The sequence below is a fragment of the Claveliimonas bilis genome (assembly GCF_020892095.1).
GTDB lineage: Bacteria > Bacillota > Clostridia > Lachnospirales > Lachnospiraceae > Claveliimonas > Claveliimonas bilis.
The window spans coordinates 2179733-2193069 of record NZ_AP024845.1 but is presented as its reverse complement, the minus strand read 5'-3'; the positions used below and the strand labels follow the sequence as shown (position 1 = coordinate 2193069).

Sequence of the window (13337 nt, the reverse complement as noted above, 5' to 3'; positions counted from 1 at the left end):
TTTTAATATTTTACTCTTTTTCACAAAAATACTTTGTTAAATAATTATTTATCTAAATTTTCTATAGCATTATTACCAAATTTGTGCGATAATATAATTTATCAGGAAACGGAACCTAACAACAAAATCAATGAGAGAAAGAGAGGAATTGCAGATATAAAATCCGTATATATCTGCAGAAGAAAGTATGAAAAATGCAATCAAAAAATGGAACAGCATCAGTCTTGTAAAACGAATTATTGTAGGACTGATCATTGGTATCATTCTCGGACTTACTATTCCACAGGCATCCGGAATTTCCATCCTCGGTGATCTGTTCGTTGGGGCGCTTCGTGGTGTTGCACCAATCTTGGTATTTTTCCTTGTTATGAGTGCATTATGCCATATGGGCGAAGGACAGAAAACCAACATGAAGGCTATCGTAGTTCTGTATATGCTCGGTAACCTTCTCGCTGCTCTTGTAGCTGTAGTTGCACATTATATCTTCCCGGTTACTCTGACATTTGCAGAGAATACAAATACCGGTGATGTTACACCTCCAAGCGGTGTAGTAGAGGTTCTTACGAATCTTTTAATGAACCTGGTAGACAATCCGGTAAATGCTATCGTAAATGCAAACTACATTGGTATTCTTGCATGGGCAATCATTTTCGGTGTGGCTTTAAAGAAAGCCGGTCCGGGTACTAAAAAAGCTTTAGAAGATATTTCTGATGCCGTATCTGTAGCTGTTCAGTGGGTTATCAGCTGTGCTCCATTCGGTATCATGGGCTTGATCTTCACAACAATTTCCGAGCAGGGTCTGGGCGCTCTTGTAGAGTACGGACGTCTGATCGTTATCCTGGTAGGCAGCATGGCAGTTGTTGCATTTATTGTTAATCCGCTTGTTACCTTTGTATGTACAAGAAGAAATCCATATCCGCTTGTATTTACATGCTTAAAAGAAAGCTTTATCACTGCATTCTTCACAAGAAGTTCCGCTGCAAATATTCCTGTTAACATGGAACTGTGTAAAAAACTTAACCTTGATGAGGATACATATTCTATTTCTATTCCTCTGGGAGCAACAGTCAATATGGCGGGAGCAGCTATTACAATTTCCACAATGGCTCTTGCAGCAGCTACAACACTGGATATCCAAGTTTCCTTTGGATCAGCCCTTATCATGTGTGTTCTCGCGGCTGCCAGTGCAGCAGGTGCATCCGGTGTTGCCGGAGGATCATTGCTTCTGATTCCTCTTGCCTGCAGCCTGTTTGGTATTCCGAATGATATCGCAATGCAGGTTGTTGGTGTCGGCTTCATCATCGGTGTTATTCAGGATTCCTGCGAGACCGGTATCAACTCCTCCACAGATGTTCTTTATACAGCTTGTGCAGAGTTCCGCGACAGACGGCTTCATCCTGAAGACTATACAGGAAAACCGGAAGCACGTTTCACAGTACCAAAAAATAACGCTTAATCTTAAAACTGAATATGAATTATCTGAACCGCGCATAGAAATGCGCGGTTCTTTTTGTAAGATTCAAATCACAGATTCCAAAAAACAGCCGGACCCTTTCCTGAGTCCGGCTGTCTGTACCTATATATTTTTTATTTTACCATTCAAACTTTTCAGCAAAGTAAGCGTCCAGATCTTCGATCTTGATCCTTTCCTGCTCCATGGTGTCTCTGTCACGTACCGTTACTGCTCCATCCTCTTCAGAATCGAAATCATAAGTAACGCAGAACGGTGTACCGATCTCGTCCTGACGGCGATAGCGTTTTCCGATGTTTCCACGCTCATCAAATTCACAGTTATATTTCTTGCTAAGCTGTGTATAAACCTTCTCTGCACCCTCGCTTAACTTCTTTGAAAGAGGAAGTACACCAATCTTGATCGGCGCCAGAGCAGGATGGAAGCGAAGGACTGTTCTTGTATCTCCGCCTTCCAGCTCTTCCTCATCATAAGCGCTGCACAGGAAAGCCAGTACCATACGGTCAGCGCCGAGTGACGGTTCAATGACATATGGAATATATTTTTCCTTTGTTTCGTCATCAAAATACGCCATATCCTGTCCGGAAACATTCTGATGCTGTGTCAGGTCAAAGTTTGTTCTGTCTGCGATTCCCCACAGCTCTCCCCATCCGAACGGGAAAAGGAACTCTACATCAGTTGTCGCTTTACTGTAGTGAGACAACTCTTCTTTCTCGTGATCGCGATATCTGACTTCCTCATCCTTTAAGCCGAGAGAATACAGCCAGTCCAGACAATATTTCTTCCAATATGCAAACCACTCCAGATCTGTATCCGGCTTACAGAAAAATTCCAGTTCCATCTGTTCAAATTCTCTTGTACGGAAGGTAAAGTTTCCCGGCGTGATCTCATTTCGGAAGGATTTTCCGATCTGACAGATTCCAAAAGGAATCTTCTTTCTGGATGTACGCTGTACATTTTTAAAGTTTACGAAAATTCCCTGGGCTGTCTCCGGTCTTAAGTACACCGTGCTCTTTGCATCCTCAGTTACACCCTGAAATGTTTTAAACATCAGGTTAAACTCTCTGATCTCTGTAAAATTATGCTTTCCACAGGACGGACAGGGAACATTGTGCTCTTTGATAAACGTTTCCATTTTCTCATGACTCCATCCGTCAATGCTGTCCCCGATTTCCAGATTATTTTCATGTGCATAATCCTCGATCATCTTATCTGCACGGAAACGTTCGTGACATTCCCTGCAGTCCATCAAAGGATCACTGAAACCTCCCAGATGTCCGGATGCTACCCATGTCTGCGGATTCATCAGGATCGCACAGTCAACGCCTACATTGTAGGGATTTTCCTGCACGAATTTTTTCCACCAGGCTCTCTTTACGTTATTTTTCAGCTCTACGCCCAGGTTCCCGTAATCCCATGTGTTTGCAAGTCCTCCATATATTTCAGACCCCGGATATACAAAACCTCTTGATTTAGCCAGCGCTACGATTTTGTCCATTGTCTTTTCAACCATTTTCCTCTACCTTCCCTTCTATACTGGATAATGTCAATATTATAACGTTATATGGGGCAGTTTTCAAGCCTAATCCCCCGTTTTTCCTAGCTTTCGCCCGTAATCTGCTTCAGAATATCCAGAGATTTGAAGTGCCTGTCCACATAGATATCCATATAGCGTTCCATCACCATTCCCAGTTCCTTTAAGACCTCATCCGACACCGTAAATGTATACAGCTTTTCTATACTGGAACTAATAATATACTGGAGCGTATATACAGTAGACGGATTCAGCCGGATACCGTCCGGCACACTTCCCCGGCAGGACTCGCACACAAGTCCTCCTTTCAGCGCACTGAACACCGCCGGCTGATCATTCCTCTGGCACATCACACACTGAAAGACCTGAGGCGCCTCCCCATTGACAGCGATAGCCTTTAATTCAAATATGTACCGGATCAGACGGTCAGGCAGCGTCTTTTTCACAAGTGCCCGGAACGTCTGATACAAAAGCTTCAAAAGCATTGTCTCATCATTGGCCTCGCGGCCGTAATAATTAGCAATGTCCAAAAAATAAAAACCGTAATAGGCCGCTTCTATATCCGCCCTAAGTTCTGCAAAGTAGTTGGAAATATCAGCTGCCACAAGCGTATAAGATGTCCTGCCCTCATATACGGTAAACGTTCCGAAAGAGAAAGGATTCACCGCACCGGTCAGCGGACTTCCCGGCTTCCTTGCCCCTCTGGCAAAGGCTGAGATTTTTCCTCTCTCTTTCGTCAATATCACAACTCTTTTATCATACTCACCGATAGGAGCTGCCGACAGAATCATCCCCATTACGGTTATCTGATTTGACTGACTCATTTTCCATTCCTGCCGTTTCTCTGGAATACTTGTTTATTGTCTGCCTGCACATTTCCATCCCTTTATAGGTAAGATAATCTTCCACCGTTCCCGATGCCATAAATTTGTTCCAGTAGCTTTCTTCCATTCTATCACCTCATCCTGTGTTGATAAGGTTAGAATCTCCCATGCCGGCTGTCTTTTATTCATCTTCACGGTATCCAAAATTTTTCATCAGAAATTCACTGTCTCTCCAGTCCTTTTTCACCTTTACCCAAAGCTGCAGATTCACCTGACAATCCAGCATTTTTTCAATCTCATACCGGGCTGTACTGCCGATCTTTTTCAACATTTTTCCTTGTTTTCCAATAATTATCCCCTTGTGAGAATCCCTCTCACATATAATAGTCGCATCTATGTGCGTCAGCTTCCGAGTCTTCTGCATTCTCTCAATCGTCACTGCAATTCCATGAGGAATCTCTTCATTGAGACAGTGCAGCGCCTTTTCCCGAATCAATTCCGCAACAATCTGTCTCTCCGGCTGGTCTGTCACCGTGTCTTCATCGTAAAACTGCGGCCCATAAGGAAGATATTTAAAAATCTCTTTCAAAAGTTCCCTCGTATTTTCTCCGCTTCTTGCGGAAACCGGCACGATCTCCGCAAAATCATAGAGATCCTTGTAAGCGGCAATTGAGGCAAATACCTCTTCTTTTTTCACAGAATCCACCTTATTGATGACCAGGATCACAGGAGTGTTTACTCTTTCCAGCTGCTGTGCAATATGCTTTTCGCCGGCGCCGATAAATGTGCTGGGTTCCACAAGCCACAGCACCACATCCACCTCATTCAGCGTACGCTCCGCAATATTGACCATGTATTCTCCCAGCTTGTTTTTGGCCTTGTGAATGCCGGGGGTGTCCACGAAAATGATCTGCCCTTCTTCTGTTGTAAGCACTGTCTGGATACGATTTCTCGTTGTCTGCGGTTTATTGGAAGTTATGGCGATCTTCTGGCCGATCAGATAGTTCATCAGCGTGGATTTTCCCACATTGGGACGGCCGATCAGGGTCGCAAAACCCGATTTAAAATTCTCTGTCATAGGTTCTCCTTTGCAATTTGGGACGTAGTAAAGTTTAAAAGTGTTACGTCCCCCGTTAAAATTTTGTCACACAATCAAACATCTCTTTGTTCTCTTCTATCTTATCTTCTCCGCCGATAACGCAGATCTGCTCTGCAGCCAGCATAGCCTTCACAACCGCTGCCAATGCGCGGATATCCTCCTGCTTCGCATCCAGAACTTCTGCCCTTTCTTTTCGAATCATCTCCTCGCTGACATGGTTCATGTACAGGTTCATGGAGCGGTCCCCTTTTGCAGCGGGCGTCATGGGCTGATCCAGGTTGCTGATGGTTCCGATGATATATTTATTCATATCCCGGTCGCTGACTGTAAAGTTCTCCAGGTATTCCACCACGCCTTCATAGACATCCATGGTACGGCGAAGATTAGGATCCCGGTAAGATACCATATACCCTTCTCCAATGCGGTTGAAATTGCTCATGCAGCCGTACGCTCCGCCTTTTACACGGATATTCTGCCACAGATAATCATAGCTTAATATCACCTTCAGGATCTGCAGCGCTCCGGTGTAAGACGCGCCATGATCGATGAAATTCCCTGTACGGGCCACGTACTGAACCTTGGACGCTGTCTTGAAGCCTTCATTCCTCTTCTGACAGTGGATCACGCAGGCTGTCTCTTCTTTTTCTCCTTCCGGCAGTTTTGCCGCCAGCTCTTCCGTCAGCTTTGCAAGGCCTTCCAGACCTTCTCTTTCCGCCGTGTAACTTATCATCATATTATCTGCCCTGAAAATCTGTCCTGCCAGATTTTGAAGTTCCTGGGAAAGAGCTTCCTTTTTCTCTTCAAAATGTTCTTCGATCTCTGCCACTGTCTGATAAAATTCTATTCCGTTTGTCATATCCTTGAGCTTTGCTGACGGGGATGCGTAGGACAGCGCACGAAGGGCCGCCGTTGTATGCCCGGAGGACTGGAACTTCATCAGAAGCCGGGATTTCAGCATAGCCAAAATCTCCCGGATCCTTGCCGTATCGTTCAACTTGGACGCCGTCAGGATCTCTCCCATCATGGAAAATGCCACAGGCATCTGACTGTAAAGAGCTTTCGCCTTTATCTCAAATGTAGACTTAAATTCTTTTTCCCGGATGTGAGTCACATCATTATAGAGTTCCAGAGAAGTTCCGATTCCGCCTGTATGCATGTTGATCTCGTTAAACAGTTCTCCGTACTCATAATTCTCTGTGTCAATAATGCCAAGCACGGACTGCAGGATTCCCACATAAGGCAGCTTCTCTTCAGGTATTCCGGATAGATCAAACATCACCTCTACATAACCAATACCGTTTGTGTCAATATCATGGAACACAGCCGGAATGTTCCCAAGTTTCATTTCCTCATTTCTGATAGGTTCAATTTCCCTGGAAATATCGCTGACTTTAAGAACCGGTATTTTTTGAATATCTTCTTCTTTATCCGGGGCAGACTGATATTCTTCCAGATCCTTTGTGCGCTTTACAAGCGCCTCTTTTTCTTCCTCGGACAGGCTGTCTTTGTAAGCCTGGAGCTTCTGATCCAGTTCCCGGTCCATGCGGGCTGTACGTCCTTTCTCCGGTTTTACTACCACAACAGCGCCATGGGTATTGTTAAGAAGATAAGTCTGGATCAGCTCTTCAAAATAGCGGCCTCCCACCTGATTTTTCAAAAATTCAAAAGTATCCAGAGCTTCAATATGCATAAACGGCTCATTCTCATCATAGAGCCAGCTGTCCATCATCTGAAGGCCGTACATAAGCCCTTTCGGGTAACCGCCGAAATCTGCTTCTCTGTACCGGAACTCATGATAGTTGATCCCGGCTTCCAGCGCCTTTTTGTCCATACCGTTTTTCACAATATTCTTCAGCACCGTTTCAATGGTATCTACAAATGCCGTCTTCTGCTCCGGATCCGCGTTCTTTGCGATGACGGAAAAAACAGGCTGGTAAATGCCATTATCATAGGACCCGATAATATCCTTTCCAATGCCTGCATCTGTCAGCGCTTTTTTCAAAGGAGCTCCCGGTGCGGACAAAAGCGCATAATCCAAAATCTGAAACGCCAGATAAAGCTCTTTATCCAGGCTTGTTCCGATGACTTTGTTATAAGAAAGATAGGTATTTTCCTCCTCCGGCTCTTCGCTTGCAATAGAGTAAGGAATTTCCTTTTCCACCATCTCCTCAAAAGGCTTCTGCAGACGGATTTCCGAATCTACATCCGCTGCATCATACCGGCTCAAATACTCCTGATCCAGCCAGTTCAATTTCTCTTCCATATCCATGTCGCCATACAGGTAAATATAGCTGTTGGAAGGATGATAGTAAGTTCTGTGGAAATCAAGGAACTGCTCGTAGGTCAGATCCGGAATAAATTCCGGATCACCGCCGGATTCATTAGCATAAGAGGTATCCGGGAACAGCGTATTTAATACCACCCGGTCCAGCACACCCTCCGGAGAGGAAAAAGCTCCTTTCATCTCATTGTAAACCACGCCATTGTAAGAAAGCTTATCCTCTTTGGAATCCAGTTTATAGCTCCATCCTTCCTGGCGAAAAATTTCCTCATGCTGGTATATATTCGGATACAGTACCGCATCCATGTAGACATGCATTAAATTCTGGAAATCCTTCTCATTGCAGCTTGCCACCGGATATACGGTCTTGTCAGGATAGGTCATTGCATTCAAAAACGTATTCAGGGATCCCTTCACCAGTTCCACAAAAGGATCCTTGGCCGGGAAATTTCTTGATCCGCACAAAACAGAATGTTCCATTATATGGGGCACTCCTGTACTGTCAGAGGGCGGAGTCCTGAAACCGATACTGAATACCTTGTTGTTATCATCATTTTCTACAAGAAGAACTCTTGCTCCGCTCTTTTTATGTTTCAGAAGATATCCAGTGGATTTGATCCCTTTCAGCTCTTCTTTCCGGAGCAGTTCATAAGCTTTGCAATTTTCTGTTTTCATATCCAACTCTCCATTCTTCTATCGTTACTGCCGCCGGTGCCGATGCATGCCGACGCTTCTGTTCAGCATTATATTATAACAGTTTTCCCGTAAATAAGGAAGATAATCTCGTTCTCCTCCTGAATTTTCCCATTTCTTGAAGTGACTTTCAGGTGCCACCAACTTTTAAGTTGAAAATAAACTTATTTTTTCATATAATATTTTCAAAATCAAGAAAAGGCGGTATGCGCCGTTCATCTTGACCGTTGACTGGCTCGACTGGCTTTGCTATCCCCCGATAAATTACTATCTGGATTTCATTTCTTTTTCAAATCTAAAGAAATAATTGTTCTCTTTTGGAATGTTGCCTGCGGTTTCACCTATTTGGTGTGGGTCTTTGTGCTTAGGATTAAAAAATTCTACAATCTTGAAACCACAACGATTTACATAAAAATGAATGTTCCGCTTATCGTAATATGGGGTATGCGTCTCCCAAATTCTTGTTTTAGGATGTAGTTCTTCAATCGCTTTCCATATCTTAAATCCGTTTCCAGCATTTTGTGCGCTTGATTTCACATACAAAAGATGAAGTGAGTTATAGTCGGTCTTATCATCTATAACAATAACTGCTCCGCCTATTCTTTCTCCGGCAATTTCTGCGATATATGCTTCAGCACCTTTTGCGTTAATTGATTCTTCTATATCTTCCGTGGGAAGAACTTGCTTCTCAAATTCCCCAAATTCTGATACATAAGAAATTTGAAAAGCCTCCTGTATTTCACTTACAAATGTGTTTTTCTCTTTAACGGTAATGATTGGTCTTAATTTTATTGTATTCATACTTCCTTGTTCTCCTTAAATTTTATAGTCCGGTTCATCAAAGAAGTATGTCTTTATTCTCTCCCACCCCAATCAAATAGTTTCATAGTTCACCACTCCAAATCTCGATTTTCCGTTTTCCTGTTTTCTTCCTCGCTGATGCTTTGGATTTTTAAGCTTGAGCCGCTTGCAAATAAACGCCATCGCCGCCTGTTCCGGCTCACTGTCCGGACTAGCGGTTTCCTCAGCAATTCTTCCAGTGTGTTATCCTCCGGGACACTGAAAAGATCATCCTTATGGGATTCCTGCAGGTGATCAAAGTCGGGGCGAAATTCATTTTTGAAAATTCTGCTATCAGATTTGGCCTGACTGTCGCTAGGTGCCACCCGTATTTATATTTTACCACAATTCCGAAAGCATGGAAATAGAGGGTTCTCCGGGCAGATTTCCTACATTATACAAGCGCAAAAAGAAACAAAACAATTTACAAATATATTTCCAAAACTCTGCTTCACTATGGTATACTAAATTATAACTGTTTTATAAAGGGAGACCGTTTTATGATTACATTCAGACATTCTGCAACCGCCGATGTAGATGCAATGGACAAAATAATAAAGGACGCTGTCCGGGGGCTTGGAGCCCAGGGTATTCCGCAGTGGCAAAAAGGATATCCCAACCGGGAACTTCTCGTTTCTGATATTGGAAACGGGATCGGATATGTTCTGACAGACCATGACAGAGTAGTGGCTCTGTGCGCCGTCACCTTTGCAGAAGAGCCGGCCTATCTTCATATTTCCAACGGAAGCTGGCTGACAGGAGATAACGCATCTTACGCCACCATTCACCGTATGGCTGTCGATGCCGGTCTTCGCGGAAAAGGATATGCTTCCCTGCTGTTTTCTTCTGTAGAAGATCTGGCTGCCCAAAAGGGTATGGAGAGTATCCGCATTGATACCCACGAGCAGAACCTGTCCATGCAAAAGGCGCTGGAAAAATCCGGCTTTATCCGCTGCGGCAATATTACGCTCTGCGGCGGACCGGAAGACGGCGATCCCCGGATCGCCTATGAAAAATTGTGCAGATAGCCACTCTGGAACAGAGTTTCCTGTCTAAACAAAAAAGGAAGGACTTTTAGCTTTCGCCTGGAAAATCCCGGCTGCAGCAAGAAAGTCCTTCCTCATTTTCATCTTATTTTATTCCCACGAGATGGAAGTTTTCCGCTTCCTTTCCAATCTGACAGAGAAGCCTTCTCATCTTCTCCTCTCTTAAATTTCCATCCAGCACTATGCGAATGTTCTGCACACCGTCCGCTGTTTCCAGGGACATAGCGTCAATCTCCACCCCGTTTAATTTTGTCATATTGATATACAGGTTCAGATCACTTGTATCTTTCGGACAGGTAAATGCAATCTCTACCTGGCTGTGAGGCGTCGCTTCATCTATGCCTGCCTCCTTCTCGGCACTGCTTAAAACTTTATCCTGCATCCCGGTAAGGATCCCATACTGGTATCTTCTGCTGACGCTCATCAGATGGCGAAGGAACGCCACATACTCATCATAAACCTCTTTATCCACATCTCCTGCCCGCTTCTCAATGATGGACAGCTCTCTTTCCAGCACGAAAACGTCGCCGCCGGTTTTTGCCTTTGCTTCTGCTACCTGCTTTGCGCATTCCATTCTTTTTAAAAACAAAGGCTTCATCTGTGTATCTACTGCATCGATTTCCACGCGAATCTCATCTAATGTCATTTGATCACTCCTATTCTCTTATTGTCTTGTGTTTTCCGTCCTTATCTGCCGGGTTCTAAATGAGAGCTCCCTGTTTTACCAGCTCTTCCCTTATTTTCCTGATGTCCGCTTCTCCCTGTAAAGCCTGCACTGCCGCTGCCACGCCGGCGCCGTGCCCGGTTGCAAAGCAGGTTCCCATCACGCGGACCGCCGCAAAGGCAGCCTCGTCCGCCGAGATCATTCTTCCCGCCCCATAGAGGTTTTCCACAGACTCACACTGAAGCGCGCCAAGAGGAATGTCAAACCAGCTTCCTTCTTTTACATCTATATAGGTTGCCATTTTGTCGGCGCTTTTATGGATTTCCGGCTTCCATCCGCCTCTTGCCACGCCGTCTTCACATTTCTTTCTGGAAAGCACATCGTCTGCTGTCAGCACTTTACGCCCTTTGATCCTGCGGGTCTCCCGAAATCCGATAGAAGGCCCGATCACAGACAATTCACTGTTTTCCATTCCCGGAAGATATTTTTTCAACGCTTTCACATAGGAAAGTACCTGCTTTCTTGTCTCCTGCTCCATAGCGGTCATTTCCCGGCAGTCCAACGACTTTGGCATTACGCTTGGCAGGAGAACTGCCACCTGATCTGATCCTTCCCTTTTCAGGATAAATCCTTTTTCTTTGGAAAGATTCGGAATCCCTTCTTCTTTTGCCTTGATCACTGCTTTTTCCACAGCAGCCGGAGACAGATCACAGGAGGTGTCCACGCCGCTTAACCGGAACGGCAATGTCGCCGCCTGGACGGTGCCATCCTCTCCTCCCCAGATGGTCTCAGCTCCTGCCAGATGAGCCAGCGCTGCATCTCCCGTGGCATCCACAAATGTTTTTGCCTGAATGGAAAATGTCCCTTCATCATCCGTACATTCCAGCGCAGTCATCTGCCCGTTCTGCATCTTCACTCCAGTTACTCTTGTGTGAAGAAGACAGGTTACGCCTGCCTTTTCCAGTACATTATCCATTGCACATTTCAGATATTCAGGATGAAAATTAATATTTTTGTTTCCTGTTGCCGAAACAATATAGTTGATCGAAGAGGGATCCAGTTCTTCCATTTCTTTTAAGATCATCTCTCCAACTCCTGCTACCGCCTTAACCGGATCTCCCCCGCAGGTATAAAATCCGCAGAAAGCCGCCACGCCAGAGTGAGTAGCCTCCCCACCCGGATAGGGACTGCGCTCAATAAGAACTGTCTTTGCCCCTGCCAAAGCCGCACCTACCGCTGCTGCAGTTCCGGCTGTTCCGGCCCCTGCCACAGCTACGTCAAACTGATACTCTCGTTTCACTGATCTGTTCTCCTTTTCTTCTTAATTTACAGATATTTTATTTCCTGTTCAAAACAGCGGCAAAGCGGATTTTCACCCCTTATGCCGCTGTCAGATACATTCAGCTTATTATGAAATAAACAGTGATCCCAGAGGATATGCGATAAAGCTTAATACAAGAATGCCTGCTATCGCAAACAGTCCTCCCCAGATAAACATGGATTTTGTATCCGTCCATCCCGATCCGATCGCAACTGTATTTACTGTACTTTGTCCTGCCGGAGTCATATTGCAGATTGCTGCCGCAAATCCTACCATGCATACTACAACTCCCACATTGACACTTCCTTCCGGAAGAGCTGTAAGAACAGATAAAGCCACTGCGCTTACCACTGTTGTCGTAACAATGTTGGATGAGAAGTTTGTCTCAACAACCGCCCATGTCATGAAGAACAGGATCAGTCCGATCACCGGGAGATTTCCTGTCAGCGGTTCCAGCGCTCCTGTCAGCCATGCGCTGATTCCCACATCTTCGTTTGTCAGGCAGGAACCAAGCTGTGTCGCTGCCGCTGTCATCAGCACGCTTCCCCAGAGTACGCCTTTGCTTGCAGTTTCTCTGAAGTTCATAATGCTCTCGCCGTCTACGCGGATGACAAACAGAAGGATACATCCAAGAAGCGGAGGCATTGCGGTAGACCAGCCGTTTACTGTTTCATAGAACTGGGGCCATACGCCTTTTACAAGACTTGGAGCAACCCACAGAAGCACGGTAAGAAGCATAACACCAAGGATTACCTTCTCCTTGAAATCTGCTGCAGGCACCGTTCCTCTAAGGCTCATTGCCTTGTCCGGCTTGATGGTGTCTGCGTCATCCGGACGGTAAATAAATTTAAAGATTAAAATTAAAATAACAATCAGGATAATTCCTGTTGGGATTCCCATTGCCATATACTGGAACTGATTCACATCATTTCCAGTGGCTGATGTGTAATATCCGATCGCCATAGTCGGCCATACATGTCCGATTGCAGTCATACCGGAAGAAAGGCTGATACAGAATGCCGTTCCCATCATGAGCACATTCGCAACCTTGCTTCCCTTTTTCAGTTCAAGCACCTGGAAAATATCTTCCAGGAACGGCATAAATGCTACAAACAATACAGATGGAGAAATGAACAGCCCCATAAAAGTAACTGCTGCAAGCAGGAAGCAGATAAAATACCATGGTCCCTTTCTTGCAATTCTGTTAGTAATAAAGTAAATAGTACAGCGTCGTACAAAATTGGTCTTAGAAAGCGGATATACCAGCATAAAGGTAAATAAAAGAAAGGCAACTGTCGTATTTCCGAATGCCCCTGCAAAAGTTCCTGAAAATCCGAAAATAGGAATCAAACCTAAAGCCAGAAGCGTGATCATACTCGGCCAGTCAATGGAAATGCCGATCCACATGATCAGTGATCCAAAAAATACGCCAAGCACCGCCCATGCATCGCTGGACAACCCGGCCATCTCCGGCATAAACCGTGAACCTATGATGACAACAAGCGCCAGGACTAAGAAAATGTTTGCTTTTGTGTTCTTTTTTGTCTGCATATCAATTCTCCTC

11 protein-coding genes and 1 pseudogene are annotated in these 13337 nt (G+C 44.9%); 2 read left to right on the top strand and 10 right to left on the bottom strand.

Features of this window, described 5'->3' with window-relative positions; genetic code table 11:
* The first annotated feature begins 187 nt into the window (after positions 1-187).
* A complete protein-coding gene (sstT, locus tag EUBC25_RS10675; RefSeq protein ID WP_230105467.1) occupies positions 188-1456 on the top strand; it encodes a serine/threonine transporter SstT in 1269 nt (422 codons plus the stop codon).
* A gap of 136 nt (positions 1457-1592) precedes the next feature.
* Here sstT and EUBC25_RS10670 read toward each other — a convergent pair whose 3' ends face one another.
* The 7 genes and pseudogenes from EUBC25_RS10670 to EUBC25_RS15100 all read right to left on the bottom strand — a co-directional run.
* Positions 1593-2984, bottom strand: coding sequence for a glycine--tRNA ligase (locus tag EUBC25_RS10670; protein WP_230105466.1), 1392 nt, complete (start codon positions 2982-2984; stop codon positions 1593-1595).
* An 86-nt stretch (positions 2985-3070) separates the two neighbouring features.
* The gene (gene recO / locus EUBC25_RS10665; RefSeq protein ID WP_230105465.1) at positions 3071-3829 is read right to left on the bottom strand and encodes a DNA repair protein RecO; all 759 of its coding nucleotides are present in this window, start codon (positions 3827-3829) and stop codon (positions 3071-3073) included.
* Entirely contained in the window at positions 3768-3956 is a 189-nt protein-coding gene (locus tag EUBC25_RS10660; RefSeq protein ID WP_230105464.1) for a hypothetical protein, read from the bottom strand. The genes recO and EUBC25_RS10660 overlap by 62 nt, the downstream gene beginning before the upstream one ends.
* A 54-nt stretch (positions 3957-4010) precedes the next feature.
* Positions 4011-4907, bottom strand: coding sequence for a GTPase Era (gene era / locus EUBC25_RS10655; protein ID WP_230105463.1), 897 nt, complete (start codon positions 4905-4907; stop codon positions 4011-4013).
* Between the two features lie 55 nt (positions 4908-4962).
* Positions 4963-7884: an insulinase family protein gene (locus EUBC25_RS10650; RefSeq protein ID WP_230105462.1), complete on the bottom strand. Its 2922-nt coding sequence runs from the start codon at positions 7882-7884 to the stop codon at positions 4963-4965.
* Between the two features lie 285 nt (positions 7885-8169).
* The gene (locus EUBC25_RS10645; RefSeq protein WP_230105461.1) at positions 8170-8703 is read right to left on the bottom strand and encodes a GNAT family N-acetyltransferase; all 534 of its coding nucleotides are present in this window, start codon (positions 8701-8703) and stop codon (positions 8170-8172) included.
* A 72-nt stretch (positions 8704-8775) separates the two neighbouring features.
* Positions 8776-8993: pseudogene (locus EUBC25_RS15100) on the bottom strand (hypothetical protein); the annotation flags it as partial.
* Between the two features lie 249 nt (positions 8994-9242).
* Between EUBC25_RS15100 and EUBC25_RS10635 the strand changes: the two are divergent.
* Positions 9243-9770 (top strand): GNAT family N-acetyltransferase, encoded by a 528-nt coding sequence (locus EUBC25_RS10635; RefSeq protein WP_230105460.1) that lies wholly within the window; start codon positions 9243-9245, stop codon positions 9768-9770.
* A gap of 103 nt (positions 9771-9873) precedes the next feature.
* On the opposite strand, the gene EUBC25_RS10630 is transcribed toward EUBC25_RS10635, so the two are convergent.
* From EUBC25_RS10630 to EUBC25_RS10620, 3 genes are all read right to left on the bottom strand, one after another.
* On the bottom strand, positions 9874-10434 hold the full coding sequence (locus EUBC25_RS10630; RefSeq protein ID WP_230105459.1) for a chorismate mutase: 561 nt from the start codon (positions 10432-10434) through the stop codon (positions 9874-9876).
* A gap of 55 nt (positions 10435-10489) precedes the next feature.
* A complete protein-coding gene (locus EUBC25_RS10625) occupies positions 10490-11752 on the bottom strand; it encodes an FAD-dependent oxidoreductase (RefSeq protein ID WP_230105458.1) in 1263 nt (420 codons plus the stop codon).
* A gap of 108 nt (positions 11753-11860) precedes the next feature.
* Complete coding sequence (locus EUBC25_RS10620; RefSeq protein WP_230105457.1) at positions 11861-13324, bottom strand: SLC13 family permease; 1464 nt, start codon at positions 13322-13324, stop codon at positions 11861-11863.
* Positions 13325-13337: the final 13 nt, after the last annotated feature.

Excerpts from the sequence above, each read along its gene's own strand:
- sstT (WP_230105467.1), top strand. The coding sequence starts at position 188 with ATGAAAAATGCAATCAAAAAATGGAACAGCATCAGTCTTGTAAAACGA.
- EUBC25_RS10670 (WP_230105466.1), bottom strand. The coding sequence starts at position 2,984 with ATGGTTGAAAAGACAATGGACAAAATCGTAGCGCTGGCTAAATCAAGA.
- recO (WP_230105465.1), bottom strand. The coding sequence starts at position 3,829 with ATGAGTCAGTCAAATCAGATAACCGTAATGGGGATGATTCTGTCGGCA.
- EUBC25_RS10660 (WP_230105464.1), bottom strand. The coding sequence starts at position 3,956 with ATGGAAGAAAGCTACTGGAACAAATTTATGGCATCGGGAACGGTGGAA.
- era (WP_230105463.1), bottom strand. The coding sequence starts at position 4,907 with ATGACAGAGAATTTTAAATCGGGTTTTGCGACCCTGATCGGCCGTCCC.
- EUBC25_RS10650 (WP_230105462.1), bottom strand. The coding sequence starts at position 7,884 with ATGAAAACAGAAAATTGCAAAGCTTATGAACTGCTCCGGAAAGAAGAG.
- EUBC25_RS10645 (WP_230105461.1), bottom strand. The coding sequence starts at position 8,703 with ATGAATACAATAAAATTAAGACCAATCATTACCGTTAAAGAGAAAAAC.
- EUBC25_RS10635 (WP_230105460.1), top strand. The coding sequence starts at position 9,243 with ATGATTACATTCAGACATTCTGCAACCGCCGATGTAGATGCAATGGAC.
- EUBC25_RS10630 (WP_230105459.1), bottom strand. The coding sequence starts at position 10,434 with ATGACATTAGATGAGATTCGCGTGGAAATCGATGCAGTAGATACACAG.
- EUBC25_RS10620 (WP_230105457.1), bottom strand. The coding sequence starts at position 13,324 with ATGCAGACAAAAAAGAACACAAAAGCAAACATTTTCTTAGTCCTGGCG.